Origin of the sequence: Pseudomonas sp. FDAARGOS_761 (genome assembly GCF_013343155.1) — a bacterium.
GTDB lineage: Bacteria > Pseudomonadota > Gammaproteobacteria > Pseudomonadales > Pseudomonadaceae > Pseudomonas > Pseudomonas aeruginosa.
Genome location: NZ_CP054572.1, coordinates 4752997 through 4773820 on the forward strand (window position 1 = coordinate 4752997; position 20824 = coordinate 4773820).

At 68.1% G+C, this 20824-nt stretch carries 21 protein-coding genes; 11 read left to right on the forward strand and 10 right to left on the reverse strand.

Annotation, left to right across the window (positions count from 1 at the left end):
• Positions 1–87: 87 nt before the first annotated feature.
• Positions 88–369 (reverse strand): peptidylprolyl isomerase, encoded by a 282-nt coding sequence (locus tag FOC67_RS22065; RefSeq protein WP_003093561.1) that lies wholly within the window; start codon positions 367–369, stop codon positions 88–90.
• A 142-nt stretch (positions 370–511) separates the two neighbouring features.
• Here FOC67_RS22065 and FOC67_RS22070 point away from each other — a divergent pair, with 142 nt between their 5' ends.
• From FOC67_RS22070 to FOC67_RS22080, 3 genes are all read left to right on the forward strand, one after another.
• The gene (locus FOC67_RS22070) at positions 512–913 is read left to right on the forward strand and encodes a GFA family protein (protein WP_009313292.1); all 402 of its coding nucleotides are present in this window, start codon (positions 512–514) and stop codon (positions 911–913) included.
• Positions 914–1012: 99 nt separating this feature from the next.
• Complete coding sequence (gene eftM / locus FOC67_RS22075; protein WP_003093564.1) at positions 1013–1756, forward strand: class I SAM-dependent methyltransferase EftM; 744 nt, start codon at positions 1013–1015, stop codon at positions 1754–1756.
• A gap of 237 nt (positions 1757–1993) precedes the next feature.
• Positions 1994–3289 carry an OprD family porin gene (locus FOC67_RS22080; protein WP_009313291.1) on the forward strand — a complete coding sequence of 432 codons (1296 nt, stop codon included), beginning with the start codon at positions 1994–1996 and terminating at the stop codon, positions 3287–3289.
• Between the two features lie 42 nt (positions 3290–3331).
• Here FOC67_RS22080 and FOC67_RS22085 read toward each other — a convergent pair whose 3' ends face one another.
• Positions 3332–4975: an acetolactate synthase large subunit gene (locus FOC67_RS22085; protein WP_009313290.1), complete on the reverse strand. Its 1644-nt coding sequence runs from the start codon at positions 4973–4975 to the stop codon at positions 3332–3334.
• A gap of 300 nt (positions 4976–5275) precedes the next feature.
• Between FOC67_RS22085 and FOC67_RS22090 the strand changes: the two genes are divergently transcribed.
• Both FOC67_RS22090 and FOC67_RS22095 read left to right on the forward strand, forming a co-directional pair.
• Positions 5276–5995: a B3/4 domain-containing protein gene (locus tag FOC67_RS22090; protein ID WP_003110544.1), complete on the forward strand. Its 720-nt coding sequence runs from the start codon at positions 5276–5278 to the stop codon at positions 5993–5995.
• Positions 5996–6022: 27 nt separating this feature from the next.
• Positions 6023–6661, forward strand: a complete 639-nt coding sequence (locus FOC67_RS22095; protein WP_003110545.1) for an FMN-binding negative transcriptional regulator — start codon at positions 6023–6025, stop codon at positions 6659–6661.
• A gap of 3 nt (positions 6662–6664) precedes the next feature.
• On the opposite strand, the gene FOC67_RS22100 is transcribed toward FOC67_RS22095, so the two are convergent.
• Positions 6665–7132, reverse strand: a complete 468-nt coding sequence (locus tag FOC67_RS22100; RefSeq protein ID WP_003118992.1) for a VOC family protein — start codon at positions 7130–7132, stop codon at positions 6665–6667.
• Between the two features lie 25 nt (positions 7133–7157).
• A complete protein-coding gene (locus FOC67_RS22105) occupies positions 7158–8180 on the reverse strand; it encodes a GlxA family transcriptional regulator (protein ID WP_009313288.1) in 1023 nt (340 codons plus the stop codon).
• Between the two features lie 307 nt (positions 8181–8487).
• Between FOC67_RS22105 and FOC67_RS22110 the strand changes: the two genes are divergently transcribed.
• From FOC67_RS22110 to pqsL, 6 genes are all read left to right on the forward strand, one after another.
• Positions 8488–9216 (forward strand): GntR family transcriptional regulator, encoded by a 729-nt coding sequence (locus tag FOC67_RS22110; RefSeq protein WP_003101372.1) that lies wholly within the window; start codon positions 8488–8490, stop codon positions 9214–9216.
• Positions 9217–9309: 93 nt separating this feature from the next.
• Positions 9310–10629, forward strand: a complete 1320-nt coding sequence (locus FOC67_RS22115) for an FAD-binding oxidoreductase (RefSeq protein ID WP_003110547.1) — start codon at positions 9310–9312, stop codon at positions 10627–10629.
• 135 nt (positions 10630–10764) lie between these two features.
• Complete coding sequence (locus FOC67_RS22120) at positions 10765–12093, forward strand: MFS transporter (RefSeq protein WP_003129340.1); 1329 nt, start codon at positions 10765–10767, stop codon at positions 12091–12093.
• 64 nt (positions 12094–12157) lie between these two features.
• Positions 12158–13069, forward strand: coding sequence for a dihydrodipicolinate synthase family protein (locus FOC67_RS22125; RefSeq protein WP_009313287.1), 912 nt, complete (start codon positions 12158–12160; stop codon positions 13067–13069).
• A complete protein-coding gene (locus FOC67_RS22130; RefSeq protein WP_174707749.1) occupies positions 13062–14552 on the forward strand; it encodes an aldehyde dehydrogenase in 1491 nt (496 codons plus the stop codon). The genes FOC67_RS22125 and FOC67_RS22130 overlap by 8 nt, the downstream gene beginning before the upstream one ends.
• 167 nt (positions 14553–14719) lie before the next feature.
• Complete coding sequence (gene pqsL, locus FOC67_RS22135; RefSeq protein WP_009313284.1) at positions 14720–15916, forward strand: FAD-dependent monooxygenase PqsL; 1197 nt, start codon at positions 14720–14722, stop codon at positions 15914–15916.
• 40 nt (positions 15917–15956) lie between these two features.
• Here the strand turns inward: pqsL and FOC67_RS22140 are convergent, their stop codons facing one another.
• The 6 genes from FOC67_RS22140 to bfiR all read right to left on the reverse strand — a co-directional run bounded on the left by FOC67_RS22140 (position 15957) and on the right by bfiR (position 20824).
• The gene (locus FOC67_RS22140) at positions 15957–16961 is read right to left on the reverse strand and encodes an isopenicillin N synthase family oxygenase (RefSeq protein ID WP_009313283.1); all 1005 of its coding nucleotides are present in this window, start codon (positions 16959–16961) and stop codon (positions 15957–15959) included.
• An 8-nt stretch (positions 16962–16969) separates the two neighbouring features.
• Positions 16970–17713, reverse strand: a complete 744-nt coding sequence (locus FOC67_RS22145; RefSeq protein ID WP_003144541.1) for an amino acid ABC transporter ATP-binding protein — start codon at positions 17711–17713, stop codon at positions 16970–16972.
• A complete protein-coding gene (locus FOC67_RS22150; protein WP_009313282.1) occupies positions 17710–18414 on the reverse strand; it encodes an amino acid ABC transporter permease in 705 nt (234 codons plus the stop codon). The genes FOC67_RS22145 and FOC67_RS22150 overlap by 4 nt, the downstream gene beginning before the upstream one ends.
• Positions 18411–19109, reverse strand: a complete 699-nt coding sequence (locus FOC67_RS22155; RefSeq protein ID WP_009313281.1) for an amino acid ABC transporter permease — start codon at positions 19107–19109, stop codon at positions 18411–18413. Before FOC67_RS22155 ends, FOC67_RS22150 begins: the two co-directional genes overlap by 4 nt.
• Before the next feature lie 84 nt (positions 19110–19193).
• A complete protein-coding gene (locus tag FOC67_RS22160) occupies positions 19194–20024 on the reverse strand; it encodes an ABC transporter substrate-binding protein (RefSeq protein WP_003118170.1) in 831 nt (276 codons plus the stop codon).
• A gap of 155 nt (positions 20025–20179) precedes the next feature.
• A complete protein-coding gene (gene bfiR, locus FOC67_RS22165) occupies positions 20180–20824 on the reverse strand; it encodes a two-component system response regulator BfiR (protein WP_003101391.1) in 645 nt (214 codons plus the stop codon).

Sequence of the window (20824 nt, forward strand, 5' to 3'; positions counted from 1 at the left end):
GTTATCCGCCGTTTACCCCGTGCAGCGGTTATTCGCCCCACGCCTGGATCGGCGCGTGGAAGAGGGGCGTTATGCGCCGCCGCACGTTCAGTCCTGGCGGCTGGTGACTTCCAGCAGGTGGTAGCCGAACTGGGTCTTCACCGGGCCCTGGACCACGTTCAACGGCGCGCTGAAGACCACCTGGTCGAACTCGCGGACCATCTGGCCGGGGCCGAACGAGCCCAGGTTGCCGCCGTCGCGGCCGGAGGGGCAGGTGGAATGCTCGCGGGCGACTTCGGCGAAATCCGCACCACCTTCGATGGCGGTTTTCAGTTCGTTGCACTTGGCTTCGCTGGAAACCAGGATGTGGCGGGCAGTGGCTCGGGCCATGGGGAAATACTCCTAGGGTGAAACGGCAGAGCCTAGCAGACATCGACGCCAGCACCGACAGCCCACGATCGGAGGAGGCGCTCGACAAGCGTGGCGCGGGCTGCTTGACTCGCCGCCTTTGCGAATCCGGGAACGCCTTCCGATGAGCCAGACTTTCCACGGCAGTTGCCTGTGCGGCGCGCTGCGCTACCGCCTGTCGTCGCCCCCGCGGGCGCTCTCCCACTGTCATTGCAGCCAGTGCCGCAAGGCCCATGGGGCGGCATTCGCCAGTTATGGCAGCGTCCCCGTCGCGGACCTGCACATCGACCGCGGCGCCGACCTGCTCGCCGCGTTCAGCTCCTCCCCCGCCGTGCTCCGGCGCTTCTGCTCGCGCTGCGGCTCGCCGCTGTTCTGGTCAAGGAGCGAAGGCAAGTTCGCCGACTGGGTATCGGTCGCCCTCGGCAGCCTGGACACGCCCTTCCCAGCGGCGAAACAGAAGCATGTCCAGGTCGCGTCGATGGCCTGCTGGTACCGGATAGCCGACGACTGGCCGCGGTTCGACTGAAGTCCGCCCGCGATCCGCCGGCCGGTGCCTGTTTTTTCGCCGGCAAAGCCCGGGCCTGGGGTACCATGCCGCGCCCTTCGCCGCCGGTCCTTGCCGCCCATGTCCGCCACCGCGCTGTACACCGACCTGTCCCACTATTACGACCTGATGTGCGCCGACATCGACTACCAGGCGCAGAGCCACTGCGTGCGTCGCCTGCACCAGTTGTTCGGCAACCAGGGCCGGCGGCACCTGGACCTGGCCTGCGGTACCGGCCCTCACGTGAGGCACTTCCTCGATTTCGGCTATCGCAGCGCCGGCCTGGACATCAACCAGCCGATGCTCGACCTCGCCCGACAGCGCTGCCCCGAAGCGCACTTCAGCCGGCAGGACATGGCCGGCTTCCAGGTGGACGAGCCGCTGGACCTGATCACCTGTTTCCTCTATTCGATCCACTACAACGCAGGGCTGGAGCGCTTGCGCGCATGCCTGGCCAGCGTGCATGGCGCACTGGCGGATGGCGGCGTGTTCTGTTTCAACACGGTGGACAAGGGGCAGATCGACAATCGCTCGTTCGTCCGCCATTCCGTGGAGCATCGAGGCAGCCGCTTCACCTTCGGTTCCGGCTGGTACTACAGCGGCGAGGGCGAGCGCCAGGCGCTGCGCCTCGGTATCGAGAAAACCACGGACGGAACGACCCAGACCTGGGAGGACGAACACCCCATGGTCGCCCTCAGCTTCGCCGAGCTGCAGCACCTGTTGCAGACGCATTTCGAGGTGCAGGTCTTCGAACACGACTACGAACGGATCACGCCCTGGGCCGGCAGCTCCGGGAATGCCCTGTTCGTCTGCGTGAAGCGCTAGCCTCCGGATATCCTGGCGCAAACGTGACGATCAGGCTGGCACGGGCGGGGCAGCGTTTCACAGGGGGCTGCGGAGGATTCTTCGTCGCTTTCGGCACGCTGCGTCCGACCCGCTAGAGGCCTGCCTGGCCGACGATCCGTGCGCGCCTTCTCGGCTAGACCAAGGTCGCAAAGACCCCGCCGACCATCTGTGACACCTTCGCGCGCTTTTTTACCCCCCGCTGTCGAGAGTCACCGCATGTCCGCCCCGTTTTCCCCCCGTTCGCCCCGCACCCTTCGCGGCCTGGGCGCCCTCGCCCTGTGCGGCGGATTCGTCGCCCCGGCCCCTGCCGCCTTCCTCGAGGACGGCAGCGCGCGCCTGGAAGCGCGCACCGTCTACTTCAACCGCGACTTCCGCGACGGCAGCTCGGCCAACCCGCAGGGCGCCTCCAAGCGCGAGGAAGCCGCGCAGGGCTTCATCCTCGACCTGCGCTCGGGCTATACCGAGGGCGCGCTGGGCTTCGGCGTGGATACCCTGGCGATGCTCGGGATCAAGCTCGACTCCAGCCCCGCGGACAGCAACAGCGGCCTGCTGCCTTCCAGCGGCCACGATCCGCGTCGCTCGGTCGACCAGTACGCCAAGGCCGGCGTCGCCGGCAAGATGCGCTTCTCGCAGACACAGTTCAGATACGGCGCGATGCTGCCGGACATGCCGTTGCTGAAATACAACGACGGACGCCTGCTGCCGACCCTGTTCCACGGCGCCCAGCTGACCAGCGAGGAGATCGCCGGCCTCAGGCTCTCCGCCACCCGCCTGGAGCGCTACACCGCGCGGGACTCCAGCGATGCCCAGGACATCCGCCTGCACTGCAAGAACAAACGCTACGCCTGCGACACCACCGGCAACCGCTTCGACGCCTACCAACTCGACTACCAGGTCAACGACGGCCTGCTGCTGCAATACGCCCAGGGCGGCCTGCGCAACGTCTATCGCCAGCGCTACCTCGGTGCCGTGGGCAAGCGGCAGCTCGGCGCCGGCAAGCTGAGCGCCGACCTGCGCTGGTTCGACAGCGAGGACGCCGGCGCGGCCCGCGCCGGCAAGATCGACAACCGCGCCCTCAGCCTGCTGCTCGCCTACGCCCAGGGCGGCCACACGCTCAGCGCCGGCTGGCAGCGGATGAACGGCGCCAGCTCGATGCCCTACCTCGACGGCAGCAATCCGTACCTGGCCAACTACCTGCAGGTGAACGACTTCGCCAACCCCGAGGAACGCTCCTGGCAACTGCGCTACGACTTCGACCTGCGCAGCGTCGGCGTGCCCGGCCTGAGCTTCATGACCCGCTACGTCAACGGCGACCATATCCGCCTGGCCAACGGCGACGAGGGCAAGGAATGGGAGCGCGACATCGAGCTGAAGTACGTGGTGCAGAGCGGCCGCTTCAAGGACCTCAGCCTGCGCCTGCGCAACGCCACCTACCGCACCAACTTCGAGCGCTCGGCGCGCGACGTGGACGAGGTGCGCCTGATCGCCAGCTACAACCTGTCGCTGTTCTGAGCCGTCGCGCCGGAACGCACCCCGGCGCGACGCTCCGGCGGTTCAGACCGCCAGGGCGCGTTCGCGCAACTCGACGTTGAGGATGTGGTCGTTCTCCGAGTAATCCACCGGGCAATCGATCACATGCACCCCGGGCGTGCCCAGGCAGCGCTCCAGCAACGGCAGGAAGCCCTCGGCACTGTCGACCCGGTGGCCGTGGGCGCCGTAGGCCTCGGCATAGCGCACGAAGTCCGGGTTGCCGTAGTCCAGCCCGAAGTCGGCGAAGCCCATGTTCGATTGCTTCCAGCGGATCATCCCGTAGCCGTTGTCGCGCAGGATGATCACCGTCAGGTTCATCTTCAGCCGCACCGCGGTTTCCAGTTCCTGGCTGTTCATCATGAAGCCGCCATCGCCGCACACCGCGACGATCGGCCGGTCCGGGTAGACCAGGTGCGCGGCCATCGCCGAGGGCAGGCCGGCGCCCATGGTGGCGAGGGCGTTGTCCAGCAGCACGGTGTTGGGCATGTGCGCCTTGTAGTTGCGGGCGAACCAGATCTTGTACATGCCGTTGTCCAGGGCGACTATGCCCTGCGACGGCAACGCCCGGCGCACGTCGGCCACCAGGCGCTGCGGATAGAGCGGGAAGCGCGGGTCGTCGGCGCCTTCGGCGACCTGCGCCTCGTTGGCCTCGCGGATCGCCAGCAGGCGGGTGAAGTCCCAGTGCGCGGTATCGTCCAGCGCCTCGCCGATCTGCCAGATGGCGTTGGCGATGTCGCCCACCACTTCGATCTGCGGGAAATACACCGGGTCCACCTCGGCGGAACGGAAGTTCACGTGGATCACCTCGGTACCGCCGCGAACCATGAAGAACGGCGGCTTCTCGATCACGTCGTGGCCGACGTTGACGATCAGGTCGGCCGCCTCCACCGCGCGATGCACGAAGTCGCCGGCGGACAGCGCGGCGTTACCGAGGAAGCGCGGGTGACGCTCGTCGACCACGCCCTTGCCCATCTGGGTGGTGACGAAGGGAATGCCGGTCTTGTCGATCAGTTGCTTGAGGACCTTGGCGGTCATCTTGCGGTTGGCCCCGGCGCCGATCACCAGGATCGGGCTGCGCGCGGCGCGCAGCTTCTCCACCGCGGCGCAGATCGCCTTGTATTCCGCCAGCGGCCGGCGGCTCAGGCTCGGCGGGATGGGCAGGCTGTCGGTCTGCTCGGCAGCGATGTCCTCCGGCAGCTCCAGGTGCACCGCGCCGGGCTTCTCTTCCTCGGCCAGGCGGAACGCCTCGCGGACCCGCGAGGGAATGTTGTCGGCGGAGGCCAGTTGGTGGGTGTACTTGGTCAGCGGCTGCATCATGCCGACCACGTCGAGGATCTGGAAGCGGCCCTGCTTGGACTTCTTGATCGGCTTCTGCCCGGTGATCATCAGCATCGGCATGCCGCCCAGGTAGGCGTAGGCGCCGGCGGTGACCAGGTTGGTGGCGCCCGGGCCGAGGGTCGACAGGCTGACCCCGGTCTTGCCGGTGAGGCGCCCGTAGGTGGCGGCCATGAAACCGGCCGACTGCTCGTGACGGGTGAGCACCAGCCGGATCTGCGACTTGCGCAGGGACTCCAGCAGGTCGAGATTCTCCTCGCCGGGAATTCCGAAGACGTACTGCACGCCCTCGTTTTCCAGGCATTGCACAACCACATCGGCTGCCTTGGCCATCTGCGTTCTACCTCGGGTGGTGGCGGTTCTGACCGCTCGAACACTGCGCCCCTCGCGCCTCGCTGTCCAGCCCCGCCCGGCCGGCGGAAGGCTCTGGCGCCGGCTTCGCCGGCAAGCGAACGCCGCTCCCGCCATTAGCGCAGCTGAACCCGACCACCCGATCATCAGCACAGCTAATAATTCATTCGCTGATTTCATGGTGAGGGCGGAGCCCGGATGGTAGAAATCCACCTACCGCTTTACGCGCCGGCCAAGCCGAATGCCCCGGCCCCTCCATCTCACCGAACCCTGAAGACGACCATGCCCGAGCACGCCCCGATCCTCCCCGTCATCGCCGCCGAGGTGGCCGCCCTCGCCCCCGGTTTCCGCGCCCTGAGCCTCACCGTCGAGGCGGCGCCGATCGTTCGTCCGGAAATCGCCGGCCGCGCCGTGGAGCGCGCCTGCCAAGCGCTGGCGCGTGGCGAACCGGACTGGGCCGAGGCGCACCTGGCAGCCTGGGCCGAGGCGTTCCGCCGCTTCGGCGCCAAGCCGCAGCGTACCCCCTGCTCCGCCGAAGCCCTGCGCAAACGCGCGCTGCGCGACGGCGGGCTGCCGAGCATCGACCCGGTGGTGGACCTGTACAACGCCATCAGCGTGCAATTCGCCATTCCGGTAGGCGGCGAGAACCTCGCCGCCTATGCCGGCACGCCGCGCCTGGTGGTCGCCGACGGCAGCGAGACCTTCGACACCCTGAAGAACGGCGAGGCGCTCGACGAATCCCCCGACCCCGGCGAGGTAGTCTGGCGCGACGACCTCGGCGTCACCTGCCGCCGCTGGAACTGGCGCCAGGGCGTGCGCACCCGCCTGGATGCCAGCGCCCGGCGCATGTGGTTCATCCTCGAGAGCCTGCCGGAAATGCCGCTGGCGGCCCTGCACGAAGCGGGCGGCCTGCTGCTCGACGAATTGCGCCTGATGATGCCCGGCATGCGCGCCGACTCGCGCCTGCTGTGCGTGGCGACGGAACCCACCGACAGCGTATAAGGGCCGAGTCCCCGAGGAGAACAGAACATGTACCTGCCTTCGCATTTCGAAGAGTCCGACCCGCAGGCGCTGCACGCGCTGATCCGGGACTATCCGCTGGGCCTGCTGGTCAGCCACGGCGAAGCGGGCCTGGACGCCAACCACCTGCCGTTCGAGCTGAGCCCGGAAAAGGGCGCGCAAGGCACCCTGGAAGCCCATGTCGCGCGCAACAACCCGGTATGGAGCGAGCTGCGCGACGGCGACGAGGTGCTGGTGGTGTTCCGCGCCGGCGATGCCTACATCTCGCCGCAGTGGTACCCGAGCAAGCAGGAGCACCACCGCCAGGTGCCGACCTGGAACTACCGGGTGGTCCACGCCCACGGCCGGGTGCGGATTCGCGACGACCAACGCTACGTGCGCGGCCTGGTGGCGCGCCTGACCCGCACCCACGAGGCGACCCAGGAAACGCCCTGGAAAATGACCGACGGCCCCGCCGACTACATCGACGAGATGCTCCGGCTGATCGTCGGCATCGAAATCGAGATCACCCGCCTGGTCGGCAAGTTCAAGCTCAGCCAGAACAAGGAAGCCCGCGATATCCGCGGCGCCAGCGCAGCGCTGCTGGCGCGCGGCGAACAGGCGATCGGCGCGGCCATGGACGACTGCGCCGCCCGGCGCGACGGCTGAGGCTCAGGCCTCGCCCGGCTGCGGCCGGTGGTGGACGAACTCGACCACCGTGCCGTCCGGCAGCAGCGCATTGAAGCAGGCGCCGGTGGGCGCGCGCGCCGGCCCGAAGATGATCTGCGCGCCGGCAGCCAGCAACCGCCGGTGATAGGGCTCGATGTCGTCCACCAGCAGGGTGCCGGTGGTGCTGCGGAACGGCGCCAGCGCCTCGTCACTGCCCTCCAGCAGGAGGAAGGCGCCGACCGCGGCGAGTGTCAGGCGTTTCTCGGGAAAGTCGAAGCGCATGTCGTGGGCGACGCCCTGCAGGTCTTCGTAGAAGGCGATGGCCGCATCGATGCTGCCCGGTTCCAGGTAGACACGGATGAACACCCGCGGCTCGGCGAAACCGGACGAGTCGTTGACGCGACGCCAGAGAAAAGGCTGGGACATGGCGCAGGACCTCCGCAGGCCAGGGCGAAAGGTCCGTTCTAGCATGCCGGCCGCGTCCGGCGAAACGCCCTCATTTCGTCGAGCGGACGTTGCCGTAGCGCACTTCTTTCGACGGCGGGTAGCCGTAGAAGGCGGTGTAGCACTTGCTGAAGTGGCTGGGCGAGACGAAGCCGCAGGCGACCAGGACCTCCAGCATGGTCAGGTCGGAATGTTGCAGCAGGCGCCGGCACTCGGTGATCCGCAACTCCAGGTAGTAGCGCACCGGCGTGGTTCCGAGCTGCTGCTGGAACAACCGCTCGATCTGCCGCCGCGAGCGCCCCACGTAGTGGGCGAGCTGCTCCTGGCTGAGCGGTTCCTCGATATTCGCCGCCATCAGGTTGATCACTTCGCGCAGCGGCGCGCTCATCTTCTCGTGCAGGGCCGGGCGCACCCGCCGGTAGCGCGACTCCTCGAAGGCGAGGATATCCACCACCGCCTCCACCAGGTCGCGCCCGTGGCGCCGGGCGATCCACTCCAGCGCCAGGTTGAAGGCGCCGGTGGGGCTGGCCGCGGTCAGGCGGTCGCGGTCGACCATGTAGCTGTCGCTGGTCACCTGGCTGTTGCGGGCGATCTCGGCGAGGGCGGCGCGGTGCTCGGGATGGATGCAGCAGCGGTAGCCATCCAGCAGGCCGGCGTCGCCGAGGAACCAGGCACCGTTCCACAGCCCGGCCAGGGCGACGCCGCGCGACGCCACGTCCTGCAACGCTTCCCGCAGCGCGGCGGACGAGCGCAGGGGCGTGCGCAAACCGCCGCAGACCACCAGCAGGTCGAGTCCTTGCCGCGCCGCCGAGGCGAGCGCCAGGTCCGGGCAGATCAGCAACCCGAGGTCGCTGGTCACCGGCTCGCCGCTCAGGCTGAAGTTGCTCACCGCGAAGGACTCGCTGCGGATCAGGTTGGCGGTCACCAGGGTGTCCAGCGCCTGGGTGAAGGCCGGCAGGGAAAAGTGTTCGAGCAGCAGGAAGCCCACCCGAGCCCGTGCCGAGCCCCCCTCCCCGGCCCCGGTGAACCTGAGGTTCTGCCCTTGCAGGGCGGCGCTGAAACGCCTTCTTTCCATCGATTCGTGCCTCTTGTTCTTCTTGTTCCCGGCCAGCGGGCCGCGACGCCTACCGTCGCGGCGAAAACCCCGGGCGCTCCATCATATGCGCAAGCCATGTGACTTGGCGCCTCCCTGGCGCGCCGGGGGAATATGCTCAAATACGCCCTCGGGGGGCTGCCCCTTTCGCACGCCACGGCGTCAGCGGAAACAGCGCGGACGAACGGTACGGAAACGCCCCGAAAAACCTGTAGACATATTGTCTAACAGAATCCTATAGTCATTATACAAACTGTAGACACAGCCCATGACAAGTAGAAAGGCCTCCATGAAAGCCCAACCCGACGTCGACTCGAACAGCGCCGATGCCCCCTTCGACCGCAAGGCGGTGCTGGGCGATGCGCTGCGCCGGCGGATCCTGAGCATGGAACTGGCGCCCGGCGCGGTCGTCGACGAACTCGCCCTGTGCGACGAGTTCGGCCTCTCGCGCCCGCCGGTGCGCGAACTGCTGCGGCAGATCGCCGCCGAGGGCTACATCGAACTGGAAGCCAACCGTGCGCCGCGCGTCGCGGCCATGAGCCACGACTCGCTGCACGCCTTCTTTCTCGCCGCGCCGCTGATCTACATCGCCACCACGCAACTGGCGGCCACCCATGCCAGCGAAGCGGAGATCGAGACGCTCAAGGCGATCCAGGAAGATTTCCGCAAGGCCATCGAAGAGAAGCATGTGGAAAACCGCGTCATCCACAACGACGCCTTCCACCTGGAGATCGGCAGGATGGCCCACAACGACTACCTCATGCCCAGCCTGCGCCGCTTGCTGATCGACCATGCGCGGCTGGGCAAGATCTTCTACCGCCATCCGACCACCGACGACATGCAACGCGACCTGGAACTCGCCTGCGACCAGCACGACCAGATCGTCGATGCCATCCAGCGGCGCGATCCGGATGCGGCGGCGGACATCGTCCGTGCGCATTTCGAGCTGTCGCGCCGGCGCATGGCCGAGTACGCGGCGCCGGCCGGAGTGGAGGTGGCGCTGGTCTACGAGGGTTAGCGAGCCCCCCGCGCCATGGCCCCGCCCGAGAAGCGGAGGCGGTCACGCAGGGGATGGTTACCGGGTTCCAATAACAAGAGTCAGGTCCCTGCGATGACGAAAGTAACCCACCTTCCGGCCGACGACCGTTCCTGCGGCTGGTATCACCTCAGCCCGCCGCGGCGGCCGAAGCCGGCCCACTACGGCAGGAGCGCCGCCCGTTGGGTGGTGGTCGGCGCCGGCTTCACCGGCCTCGCCGCCGCGCGCCAGCTGGCGCTGCATTTTCCCGACGAGGAGATCGTCCTGGTCGAGGCCCAGGAAGTCGGCTTCGGTACCGCCGGGCGCAACGCCGGCTTCGCCATCGACCTGCCCCACGACATCGGTGCCGACGACTACATCGGCGACATAGCGACCGCCCGGATCGCCCTGAAGCTCAATCTCGCCGGCCAGTCGCTGCTCCGCGAACAGGTGCAGCGCCATGCCATCGACTGCCAGATGAAGGCCTGCGGCAAGTACCAGGCGGCCGTCGAGGCGCGCGGCGTGGCTGTGCTCGACGCCTACCGGCGCGGCCTCGATCGGCTCGGCCAGGCCTACGAGGTGATCGAGGCGGACGACCTCCCGGGACACATCGGCACCGCCTTCTATCGCAAGGCCCTGTTCACCCCCGGTACCCTGCTGGTGCAGCCCTCGGCCCTGGTCAAGGGCCTGGCCGACAGCCTGCCGGGCAACGTCAGCCTCTACGAACACACACCGATCACCGCCGTGGAATATGGCGACAGGACCCTGCTGAGCCATCCCCACGGCAGCATCCTGGCCGACCGCCTGGTCCTCGCCAACAACGCCTTCGGCATGAGCTTCGGCTTCCTCCAGGGGCGGATGCTGCCGATCTTCACCTACGCCAGCCTGACCCGGCCGCTCGCTGCCGAGGAGCAGGCCCGCCTCGGCGGCCGCCCCTACTGGGGCCTGATCCCGGCCGACCCTTACGGCACCACGGTGAGGCGTACCCCGGACAACCGCCTGCTGATCCGCAACAGCTTCAGTTTCAACCCTGACGGACGCAGCGCCGGGAAGTACCTTGAGCGCTTCGCCGTACGCCATCGCGCCTCGTTCCGCCAGCGCTTCCCGATGCTCCCGGAAGTCGGCTTCGACTACACCTGGGGCGGCTCGCTGGCGCTGTCGAGGAACCACATGGGGCACTTCGGCGAGCTGGCGCCCAACGTCTATGGCGCCCTGTGCTGCAACGGCCTGGGGGTAACCCGCGGGACCGTCACCGGGAAGCTGCTGGCCGACTGGCTGGCGGGCGAACGCAACGAGCTGATCGACTTCCTGCTGCGCGCGCCCGGTCCCAGCGGCAATCCACCCGAACCACTCCTTTCCCTTGGCGTGAACCTCAACCTGAGGTGGGGGCAGTATCGAGCAGGTAGAGAAAGCTAGGCATCCCTAGTAACGCGCCCACGGGCGCCGACTTCGATTCAGACGGCCATTGAAGACCGGAGCTGGAGAGCGTTCCAGCCTCGCGGATTCGCTCGGCCCGAATTCACCGGCAGCGGTTAGAACCAGGAGACAATAATGACAAATCCTACGACCTCGATCGAAGACGTACCCCTCAACGCCTTCCACCGGCTGTTGACCCTGCGCTCCGGCGGCGGCTCCTTCGTCGACGGCTACGTGCTGAGCATCATCGGCGTGGCGATGCTGCAGATGACCGCGGCATTGCAACTGAGCAGTTTCTGGCAGGGCATGATCGCCGCCTCGGCGCTGGTCGGCATCTTCTTCGGCGGTTTCCTCGGCGGCTGGCTGACCGACCGCCTGGGCCGCCGCAGGCTGTTCTTCGTCGGCCCCAGCCTGTTCGTCCTCGCTTCCCTGGCGCAGTACGGGGTCGACTCGGCGGCGGCGCTGTTCGTCCTGCGCTTCCTGATCGGCGTGGCGGTGGGCATCGAGTACCCGGTCGCCACCGCCTTGCTGGTGGAGTTCCTGCCGAAGAAGTATCGCGGACCGCGCCTGGCCACCCTGACCATCCTCTGGTTCGCCGGCGCCGCCTTCGCCTACCTGGTCGGCGACCTGATCCTGCGCAGCGGCGGCGAGGACGCCTGGCGCCTGGTACTGGCCAGCACCGCGGCGATCGGCGCCGTGCTGTTCCTGCTACGCATCGGCACCCCCGAGTCGCCGCGCTGGCTGCTGAGCAAGGGCCGCGACGCGGACGCAGAACGGGTCATCCGCCAGGTCTACGGCGAAGCCTTCTCGCTGGCGAACCTGCCCGAACAGGCGCTGGAACGGAAGGTCACCATCTGGCACCTGCTCTACGCCGGCTACGGCAAGCGCATGCTCTTCGTCACCCTGTTCTGGACCTGCTCGGTGATCCCCGTGTTCGCCGTCTACGCCTTCGCACCCAAGGTGCTGCTGGCGCTGAACCTGAAGGGCGACTGGGCCTCCTACGGTTCGGTGGCGATCACCCTGCTGTTCGTCATCGGCTGCATCATCGCCACCCGCCTGATCAACCGCATCGGCCGGCGCTGCATGCTGCTGCACAGCTTCCTCTGGTCCGGCCTGGCGCTGCTCGGGCTGGGCGTCTTCCACGCCGGCTCGGAGGCGACCATCCTCGGCCTGTTCGGTGCCTACGCGCTGTTCATCGGCGGCGCCCAGGTGCTGCAACTGGTCTACCCGAACGAACTGTTCCCCACCGAGATCCGCGCCTTCGCGGTCGGCGTCGGCACCTCGTTGTCGCGCGTCGGCGCCGCGGTGGGCACCTACCTGGTGCCGCTTTCCCTGGAAACCCTGGGTACCGCCCAGACCATGTACGCCGCCGCGCTGGTGACCCTGCTCGGGCTGCTCGTGACCTGGGCCCTGGCGCCGGAAACCCGTTCGCTGAACCTGCAGCAGGCGGCTTCGCTCACCTGAACCACCCGCCGCGGCAGCGCCCGCCGGGTGCGCCGCGGCCCAGCGTCCCACAGGAGGAAACCCCGTGAAATTCGAAGGTATCTATACCCCCGCCATCACCCCGCTGAGCGCCGACGGCAGCATCGACACCCAGGCCTTCGCCGAGGTACTGGAGTTTCTCGTCGAGTCGAAGGTGCACGGCATCGTGATCGGCGGCTCCACCGGCGAGTACTACGCGCACACCGCCGAGGAGCGCCTGGCCCTCGCCGCCCGCGCCAGCGAAGTCATCGCCGGGCGCCTGCCGCTGGTGGTGGGAACCGGCGCGATCCGCACCGAGGACTCGCTGGCCTACGCCGAAGCCGCCCGCGCCATCGGCGCCGACGCCATCCTGGTCGGCTCGCCGCCCTACGCGCTGCCGACCTCGCGGGAGATCGCCGAGCACGTGCTGGCGGTGGACCGCGCCGCCGGCCTGCCGATCATGCTCTACAACTATCCGGCGCGGATGGGCGTGGAGATGGACGAGGCGTTCTTCGCCGCCGTCGCCGACTGCCGCAACATCGTCGCGATCAAGGAAAGCTCCGGCTCCACCGCGCAATTGCACCGCCTGGCCTGCCGCCACCCGCGGATCGCCTTGTCCTGCGGCTGGGACGACCAGGCCCTGGAGTTCTTCGCCTGGGGCGCGCGCAGCTGGGTCTGCGCCGGCTCCAACTTCATCCCTGGCGAACACCTCGCCCTGTACCAGGCCTGCGTGGTCGAGAACGACTTCGCCAAGGGCCGGCGCATCATGGCGGCGATGATGCCGCTGATGGACTTCCTCGAAAGCGGTCACTTCGTCCAGTCGATCAAGCACGGCTGCGAGCTGGCCGGCCTGCGCGCCGGCGGCGTACGTGCGCCGCTGAAGGCGCTGGACGAGGCCGGCAAGGCGGCACTGGCGGAGATCGTCGCCAGGCTCAAGGGCGAGGTCGCGCGGATCGTCGAGGGTGGCCGCCATGACTGAGCTGCTGAGCCGGGAGGAATACGCGGCCATCGCCGCGAGGCTGGACCTTCCCCAGCGCGCCTTCATCGACGGAGGGTTCCGCGATGCCTGCGGCGGCCGCACCTTCGCCTCGACCAACCCGGCCACCGGCGAGCTGCTGGCGCAGGTCGCCGCCTGCGACGCGGAGGACGTCGGGCACGCCGTGGCCAGCGCGCGGCGGGCGTTCGAGGACGGCCGCTGGCGCTCGCGCACGCCCGCCGAGCGCAAGGCGGCGCTGCTGCGCCTGGCCGAGCTGCTGGAAGAGCACCTGCTGGAACTGGCGGTGATGGAGAGCCTCGACAGCGGCAAGCCGATCCGCGAATGCCAGCACACCGACCTGCCGGAAACCATCAATACCCTGCGCTGGCATGCCGAACTGATCGACAAGATCTACGACAGCACAGCCCCGGTCGGTTCGGCGGCGCTGGCCATGGTGGTGCGCGAGCCGATCGGCGTGGTCGGCCTGGTGCTGCCGTGGAACTTCCCGCTGCTGATGCTCGCCTGGAAGATCGGCCCGGCGCTGGCGGCAGGCTGCTCCGTAGTGGTCAAGCCGGCCCCCGAGACCAGCCTGACCGCCCTGCGCGTCGCCGAACTGGCCAGCCGGGCGGGGATCCCCGCCGGGGTGTTCAACGTGGTCCCCGGCGGCGGCCGCGAGGCCGGCGAACCGCTGGGCCGCCACCCGGACGTGGCGATGGTCAGCTTCACCGGCTCCACCGCGACCGGCCGCCTGTTCCTCAAGTACGCCGCCGAGTCCAACCTCAAGAGGGTGGTACTGGAGTGCGGCGGCAAGAACCCGGCGGTGGTGATGAACGATGTCGAGGACCTCGACCTGGTGGCGCAACACGTGGTCAACGGCGCGTTCTGGAACATGGGCGAGAACTGCTCGGCGTCCTCGCGGCTGATCGTCCATGCCGAGGTCCGCGAGGCGCTGCTCGAACGCATCGGCGCGCAGCTCCGCGAGTGGCGCATGGGCGACCCGCTGGATCCGCGTAATCGCCTCGGCGCGCTGGTCAGCCCGGCGCACTTCGAGAAGGTCCGCGCGTACCTCGACCAGGCCAGGACGGAGCGGTTGGCGGTGCGCTTCGGCGGCGCCACCGAGGCTGGCATCTTCGTCGAGCCGACCGTGTTCGATGGCGTCTCGCCGCACAGCCGGCTGTTCCGCGAGGAAATCTTCGGCCCGCTGCTCTCGGTCACCTCTTTCGACGACATCGACGAAGCCATCGCCCTGGCCAACGACACCGTCTACGGCCTCGCCGCCTCGGCCTACACCGGCAGCCTGCGCCACGCACTGCGCCTGTCGCGGGAGATCCGCGCGGGGATCGTCACCGTCAACTGCTTCGGCGAGGGCGACGCCTCGACGCCCTTCGGCGGCTACAAGGAGTCAGGCTTCGGCGGTCGCGACAAGTCGGTCTGGGCACACGACCAGTACACAGAGTTGAAGACCATCTGGATCGACGCTTCCTGAAGCTGTCCGGCCCGCAAGGGCCGGCACTCCCGCCTGGCGGCGAGACCGGACAACCGGGCCGGACAGGCGACCAAGTGCAGACAACACCCATTCTGCATAACGTTCCGTCGCTATGCTGCTGCCTCCACCCTTCCCTTTTCCGCCAGGAACGACACGGAGACTCATCCATGACGGACAACCATATCGATGTACTGATCAACGGCTGCGGCATCGGCGGGGCGATGCTCGCCTACCTGCTCGGCCGCCAGGGCCACCGCGTGGTGGTAGTGGAGCAGGCACGGCGCGAACGCGCGATCAACGGCGCCGACCTGCTCAAGCCGGCCGGCATCCGGGTGGTCGAGGCGGCCGGGTTGTTGGCCGAGGTGACCCGTCGCGGCGGGCGGGTCCGCCATGAGCTGGAGGTCTATCACGACGGCGAGCTGCTTCGCTATTTCAACTATTCCAGCGTCGACGCGCGCGGCTATTTCATCCTCATGCCCTGCGAGTCGCTGCGCCGCCTGGTACTGGAAAAGATCGACGGCGAAGCGACCGTCGAGATGCTGTTCGAGACCCGCATCGAAGCGGTGCAGCGCGACGAGCGCCACGCGATCGACCAGGTGCGCCTGAACGACGGCCGCGTGCTGCGTCCGCGGGTGGTGGTGGGCGCCGACGGTATCGCCTCCTACGTGCGCCGCCGGCTGCTCGATATCGAGGTGGAGCGCCACCCCTACCCGTCGCCGATGCTGGTCGGCACCTTCGCCCTGGCCCCCTGCGTGGCCGAGCGCAACCGGCTGTACGTGGACGCGCAGGGCGGGCTGGCCTATTTCTACCCGATCGGTTTCGACCGCGCGCGACTGGTGGTGAGCTTCCCCAGGGAAGAGTCGCGCGAGCTGATGGCCGACACCTGCGGCGAGTCGCTGCGCCGGCGCCTGCAACACTTCGTCGGCGACGAGAGCGCCGAGGCGATCGCCGCCGTCACCGGCACTTCGCGCTTCAAGGGCATCCCCATCGGCTACCTGAACCTGGACCGCTACTGGGCGGACAACGTGGCGATGCTCGGCGACGCCATCCACAACGTGCATCCGATCACCGGCCAGGGCATGAACCTGGCCATCGAGGACGCCAGCGCCCTGGCCGACGCCCTCGACCTAGCCTTGCGCGACGCCTGCGCGCTGGAGGATGCCCTGGCCGGCTACCAGGCCGAGCGCTTCCCGGTGAACCAGGCGATCGTCTCCTATGGCCATGCGCTGGCCACCAGCCTGGAGGATCGCCAGCGCTTCGCCGGGGTCTTCGACACCGCCCTGCAGGGCAGCAGCCGGGCGCCGGAAGCGCTGGGCGGCGAGCGTTCCTATCAGCCGGTGCGGTCGCCGGCGCCGCTCGGCTGAACCCGCCAGCGCGGCCGGAGCGTAGCGTCCGGCCGCGCGCCTAGAGCAGGTCGCGGCGCAACTGCGGGAATACCTTGGCCACCTTGTTCAGCAGGTAGTCGCCGTACTCGCCGTGGAAAGCGTGGACGTTGGCCTGGTCCCAGCGACGGGCGCTGTCATCCTGTTCCGGCACCTCGGGCAGCCCTTCGATGGGCTGCACGCGGGCATGGAAGTTCGGATCGAAGAACAGCGGGAACGACAGGCGGTCGCGCCCCGAAGTGTTGCGTGCCACCCGGTGCGGCGTGCTGCGGTAGAGGCCGCCGGTCATGCGTTCGAGCATGTCTCCGAGGTTGCAGACGAACGAGCCCGGTATCGGCGGAGCCTCCAGCCAGCCCTGTGGGGTGCGCACCTGCAGGCCGCCGATGGCGTCCTGGTGGAGCAGCGTGAGCAGGCCGTAGTCGGTGTGTTCGCCGACGCCCCACTGCACGTCGAGGCCCTCCGGCACTGGCTGGCTCGGGTAATTGAACAGGCGGAAGAGGATCAGCGGATCGCCGGTATAGCGCGCGGCGAAGTAGTCGGCTTCCAGTCCCAGACCGAGGGCGATGCCCTCCATCAGCCGGTGGCCGACGCGGGTGGTTGCGTCCAGGTACTCCAGCAGCGTCTCGCGCAGGCCGGGCACCTCGGGGAACAGGTTGGCGCCATGCAGCGGCGTCCCGGCGCGCACTTCGGGATGCTCAGCGTCCAGTTCGCTGCCCAGGTACAAGCCTTCCTTCCAGTCCGGGCGGTTGGAGGTCAGTTCGCCGCCAAGAGGGAAATAGCCGCGCCAGGCGCGCCCGCCAAGCTCCATGCGCCAGCGCAGCTTGCTCGCCTCGTCGAGGGCGAAGAACTGCCGCGCCAGGTGCTCCAGGCGCTCGACCAGTTGCGCCTCGACGCCGTGCCCGACCACGTAGAAGAAGCCCTGCTCGCGGCAGGCGCGGTCGATTCGCACGGCGACCGACCGTCGCGCCGCCGGGTCGCTGCCGGCAAGGGCGGCGATATCGATGATCGGCAGACTCGGAGTGCTCATGGCGTTCCTCACAGGGGTTGGGCGAAGGGGGTGCGGATGTCGGCGAGGAACTTCCGCGCACGCGGGTGCTGCGGGCGGTTGAAGAAATCGTCGGGGCTGGCGCGCTCCAGCACCCGGCCGGCGTCCATGAACAGCACGCGGTCGGCGACGTCGTGGGCGAAGCCCATCTCATGCGTTACCACCACCATGGTCATGCCGTCGCGGGCCAGGTCGCGCATCACCAGCAGCACCTCGCCGACCATCTCCGGGTCGAGGGCGCTGGTCGGTTCGTCGAACAGCATCAGCGGCGGCTCCATCGCCAGCGCGCGGGCGATCGCCACGCGCTGCTGCTGGCCGCCGGAAAGCCGCGCGGGGAACGCCGCCGCTTTGTCCGCCAGACCGACCCGCTCCAGCAGCGCCATGGCCTGGCGGCGCGCCTCCGCGGGTTTCAGGCCGCGCAAACGGAGCGGCGCCAGGGTGCAGTTGTCCAGCACGTTCAGGTGCGGGAACAGATTGAACTGCTGGAACACGAAGCCGATGTGCGAGCGGAAGCGATTGAGGTCCAGGCCGGGAGCGTGGATGTCCTGGCCATCGATCAGGATGCGCCCGCCCTGGATCGGTTCCAGGCGGTTCAGGGTACGGATCAGGGTGGATTTTCCGGAGCCCGAGGGTCCGCAGACCACCACCACCTCACCGCGGCCGACCTGTTCGTCGACATCCGCCAGGGCGTGGTAGGCGCCGTACCATTTGTTGACCTTTTCCAGCCGGATCATCGGGCCTCCTTGGGATTGCCACGCTGCGCCTGGCGGCGTTCGAGCCAGAAGGCGAAACGCGACAGTCCGAAGCACAGGATGAAATAGGTGAGGCCGAGGATCAGGTAGACCTGGGTCGGCAGGGTGAACACCTGGGTATTGATCTGCGAGGCGATGAAGCTGACTTCGGCCAGGCCGATGATGTAGCCCAGGGAGGTCTCCTTGATCGTCGAGACGAATTGGTTGACCAACGACGGCAGCATGTTGCGCAGCGCCTGCGGGAGGATCACCAGGCGCATGCTCGCCAGGTAGCCCAGGCCGAGCGAACGCGCCGCCTCGAACTGGCCACGGTCGAGGCCCTGGATGCCGGCGCGGACGATCTCGGCCAGGTACACCGCGTCGAACAGCACAAGCGCCAGCAGCATGGTGGTGAACTGGTCGGTGCGCTGGCCGGTGAGGGTCGGCAGGAAGAAATAGGCCCAGAAGATCACCATCAGCAACGGCACCCCGCGCACCACGAAGACCAGCACGGTGATCGGCCAGCGCAGCCAGCGCCAGGGGCTGACCCGCGCCAGGCCGAGCAGGATGCCCAGCGGCAGCGCCAGCAGCAGCGCCAGCGAGGCCAGGGCCAGGGTCAGGGCCAGCCCGCCCAACGGCCCGTTGGGGTACTGGCCGACGAGGAAGTACAGCCAGTAGCTATCGATCAGTTCCAGGGTGGTCATCGCCGTTCGACTCCCGGATAGCGCTGCTGGTACCAGGCGGCGGCGCCGGTGATGAGCAGCGATACGCTGAGATAGGCCGCGGTGGCGAAGGCAAAGGACTCGAAGCTGCGGAAGGTCGAACTCTCCACCTGGCCGGCCTGGTACATCAGCTCGGCGACGCCGATCACCGTGGCGATGCTGGTGTTCTTCCACAGGTTGAGGGCTTGCGAGATCAGCGGCGGTACGGTGATCCGCAAGGCCTGCGGGAGGATCACCAGGCGCATGCTCGCCAGGTAGCCGAAGCCCAGCGCGCGGGCGGCCTCCAGTTGCACCGTGGGCACCGCGCGGATGCCGCTGCGCATGTCCTCGCTCATGAACGCGGCGGTGTACAGGGTCAGCGCGACGATAGCGCTGGCGGCCTCGATGTTGCCGGCGTAGAGCCAGGCCTTGAGGTCCTCGGGTAGCCATTCCGGCGCGGCGAAGTACCAGAACAGCATGTGCGCCAACAGCGGTATGTTGCGGATGCTCTCGACATAGGCGAAACCGAGCCATTGCAGGGCGCGGAACGGCGCCAGGCGCAGCAGCGCCACCAGCATCGCCAGCGGCACGGCGAAGACCAGGGTGACGGCGGCCAGCTTCAGCGACAGCAGCAGGCCGGCGACCAGCATCTCATGGTACTGGCCGCGCAGCAGCAGGGAGAAATCGAACTCGAACATGGGAAAGGCGCACGCTGTCCGCGAGGACTCACAGGGGACGGGCGGCGACGCGCATGGTCGCCGTCACGCAGAGACGTCAGGCGCTCACTCGGGGATCCGGTCGGAATCGATCTTGAAGTGGCGCTCGCTGAGGTTGGACTTGGTGCCCGGTCCGTACCACTTGAGGTACAGCTGCTCCGCCGCGCCGCTGCGCTCCAGGCCGGCGAGGGTCGAGTCGACCAGTTGCTTGAGTTGCGGATTGCCCTTGCGGAAGGCGATGGCCAGGGCCTCGGTACTCAGGTTCTCCGGCAGGATGGCGTAGCCGCCGGCCGCCGCGCCGAGCTTGCCGAAATCGTTGACCAGTGCCGACTCGTCGTCGACGAATGCCTGACCCTTGCCCTGCTGCAACGCCAGCAGCGCCTGCTGGCTGGTCTCGAAGGTGACCACCTGGGCGTTGGGCAGCGCCTTGCGGATGTTCGGCTCCTGGGTGCCGCCCTTGACCGTCAGCACCTTCTTGCCGTCGAGGTCATGCAGCGAGGCGAAGCCGGCGTTCTTCTTCACCAGGGCCTTCTGCCCGGTGACGATGATCGAATAGGAGAAATCCACCAGCGCCTCGCGCTCCTTGTTGTGGGTCAGCGAGGCGGCGAGCAGGTCCACGTGGCCCTGCTGCAACTCCGGGATACGCGCCGCCACGGAAATCTGCTTGAACACCGGCTTGACCCCGATGGCCTTGGCGATCTCGGTACCAAGATCGACCTCGTAGCCGATGATCTGACGGGTCTTCGGGTCGATGAAGCTGTTCGGCTCGTCGGTGCCAAGGGTGCCGATGACGATCTCGCCCTTTTTGCGGATGTCGGCCAGGTCGTCGGCATGGGCAGCGCTGCCGATCAGGGTGAACACAGCCGCCACGGCTGCGCCAAGCAGGCGAATCTTCATGATGGGTATCTCGCGGAGGAATGGGGTTCGACGTCGGGCGCCGGGTGGGCCGCAGTCTATTAATAACCAAACATCCGGTGAAATATGGTTTTCATATAACCATATGAGATATCAAACTATGCCACTTCCCGCCCCGCGCCAGGGCCCGCGCGCGCTCAGGTGCCCTCGCGCAAGCGCAGCGGGTCCACCAGCCCGGCGGCGATGGCCATGCCCACCAGCTCCGGCAGGGTCTGGGCCTGCATGCGCTTCATCACCCGCGCGCGGTAGAGGTCGACGGTCTTCACGCTGACTTCCAGTTGCTCGGCCACCTCGCGGCTGGTATAGCCGCGCACCAGCGGCAAGAGCACGTCGCGCTCGCGCGGGGTGAGGCTGTCCAGGCGTTCGCGCAACCCGGCGTCGAGATCGCGGTGGCGGCGCCGACGGGCGTGGCGATCGAGGGCCTGCTGCACGCTGTCGAGCAGCAATTGTTCGTTGTAGGGTTTCTCGATGAAATCCACCGCCCCGGCCTTGAAGGCGCGCACCACGATGGGCACGTCGGCATGGCCGCTGACGAAGATCACCGGCAGGTCGATGCCGCGCGCCAGCAGTTCGTCCTGCACGTTCAGCCCGCCCATGCCGGGCATCCGCACGTCGAGCAGGACGCAGGCATGGCGGCCGCCCTCGCAGGCGTCGAGGAAGTCCCGGCCCTGGGTGAAGGGCCGTGCCTTGAGGCCGACCGATTCCAGCAGCCAGACCGTCGATTCGAGCATGCCCTGGTCGTCGTCGACCACGTAGACCAGCGCTTCGTCAGGCATAGCCAT

Coding starts and splice junctions, on each gene's coding strand:
- FOC67_RS22150 (WP_009313282.1), bottom strand. CDS start 18,414: ATGACCACCCTGGAACTGATCGATAGCTACTGGCTGTACTTCCTCGTC.
- FOC67_RS22095 (WP_003110545.1), top strand. CDS start 6,023: ATGTACCTGCCTTCGCATTTCGAAGAGTCCGACCCGCAGGCGCTGCAC.
- FOC67_RS22140 (WP_009313283.1), bottom strand. CDS start 16,961: ATGAGCACTCCGAGTCTGCCGATCATCGATATCGCCGCCCTTGCCGGC.
- FOC67_RS22115 (WP_003110547.1), top strand. CDS start 9,310: ATGACGAAAGTAACCCACCTTCCGGCCGACGACCGTTCCTGCGGCTGG.
- FOC67_RS22160 (WP_003118170.1), bottom strand. CDS start 20,024: ATGAAGATTCGCCTGCTTGGCGCAGCCGTGGCGGCTGTGTTCACCCTG.
- FOC67_RS22120 (WP_003129340.1), top strand. CDS start 10,765: ATGACAAATCCTACGACCTCGATCGAAGACGTACCCCTCAACGCCTTC.
- FOC67_RS22155 (WP_009313281.1), bottom strand. CDS start 19,109: ATGTTCGAGTTCGATTTCTCCCTGCTGCTGCGCGGCCAGTACCATGAG.
- FOC67_RS22090 (WP_003110544.1), top strand. CDS start 5,276: ATGCCCGAGCACGCCCCGATCCTCCCCGTCATCGCCGCCGAGGTGGCC.
- FOC67_RS22130 (WP_174707749.1), top strand. CDS start 13,062: ATGACTGAGCTGCTGAGCCGGGAGGAATACGCGGCCATCGCCGCGAGG.
- FOC67_RS22085 (WP_009313290.1), bottom strand. CDS start 4,975: ATGGCCAAGGCAGCCGATGTGGTTGTGCAATGCCTGGAAAACGAGGGC.
- FOC67_RS22110 (WP_003101372.1), top strand. CDS start 8,488: ATGAAAGCCCAACCCGACGTCGACTCGAACAGCGCCGATGCCCCCTTC.
- FOC67_RS22070 (WP_009313292.1), top strand. CDS start 512: ATGAGCCAGACTTTCCACGGCAGTTGCCTGTGCGGCGCGCTGCGCTAC.
- bfiR (WP_003101391.1), bottom strand. CDS start 20,824: ATGGCTATGCCTGACGAAGCGCTGGTCTACGTGGTCGACGACGACCAG.
- FOC67_RS22105 (WP_009313288.1), bottom strand. CDS start 8,180: ATGGAAAGAAGGCGTTTCAGCGCCGCCCTGCAAGGGCAGAACCTCAGG.
- eftM (WP_003093564.1), top strand. CDS start 1,013: ATGTCCGCCACCGCGCTGTACACCGACCTGTCCCACTATTACGACCTG.
- FOC67_RS22080 (WP_009313291.1), top strand. CDS start 1,994: ATGTCCGCCCCGTTTTCCCCCCGTTCGCCCCGCACCCTTCGCGGCCTG.
- FOC67_RS22065 (WP_003093561.1), bottom strand. CDS start 369: ATGGCCCGAGCCACTGCCCGCCACATCCTGGTTTCCAGCGAAGCCAAG.
- FOC67_RS22145 (WP_003144541.1), bottom strand. CDS start 17,713: ATGATCCGGCTGGAAAAGGTCAACAAATGGTACGGCGCCTACCACGCC.
- pqsL (WP_009313284.1), top strand. CDS start 14,720: ATGACGGACAACCATATCGATGTACTGATCAACGGCTGCGGCATCGGC.
- FOC67_RS22100 (WP_003118992.1), bottom strand. CDS start 7,132: ATGCTAGAACGGACCTTTCGCCCTGGCCTGCGGAGGTCCTGCGCCATG.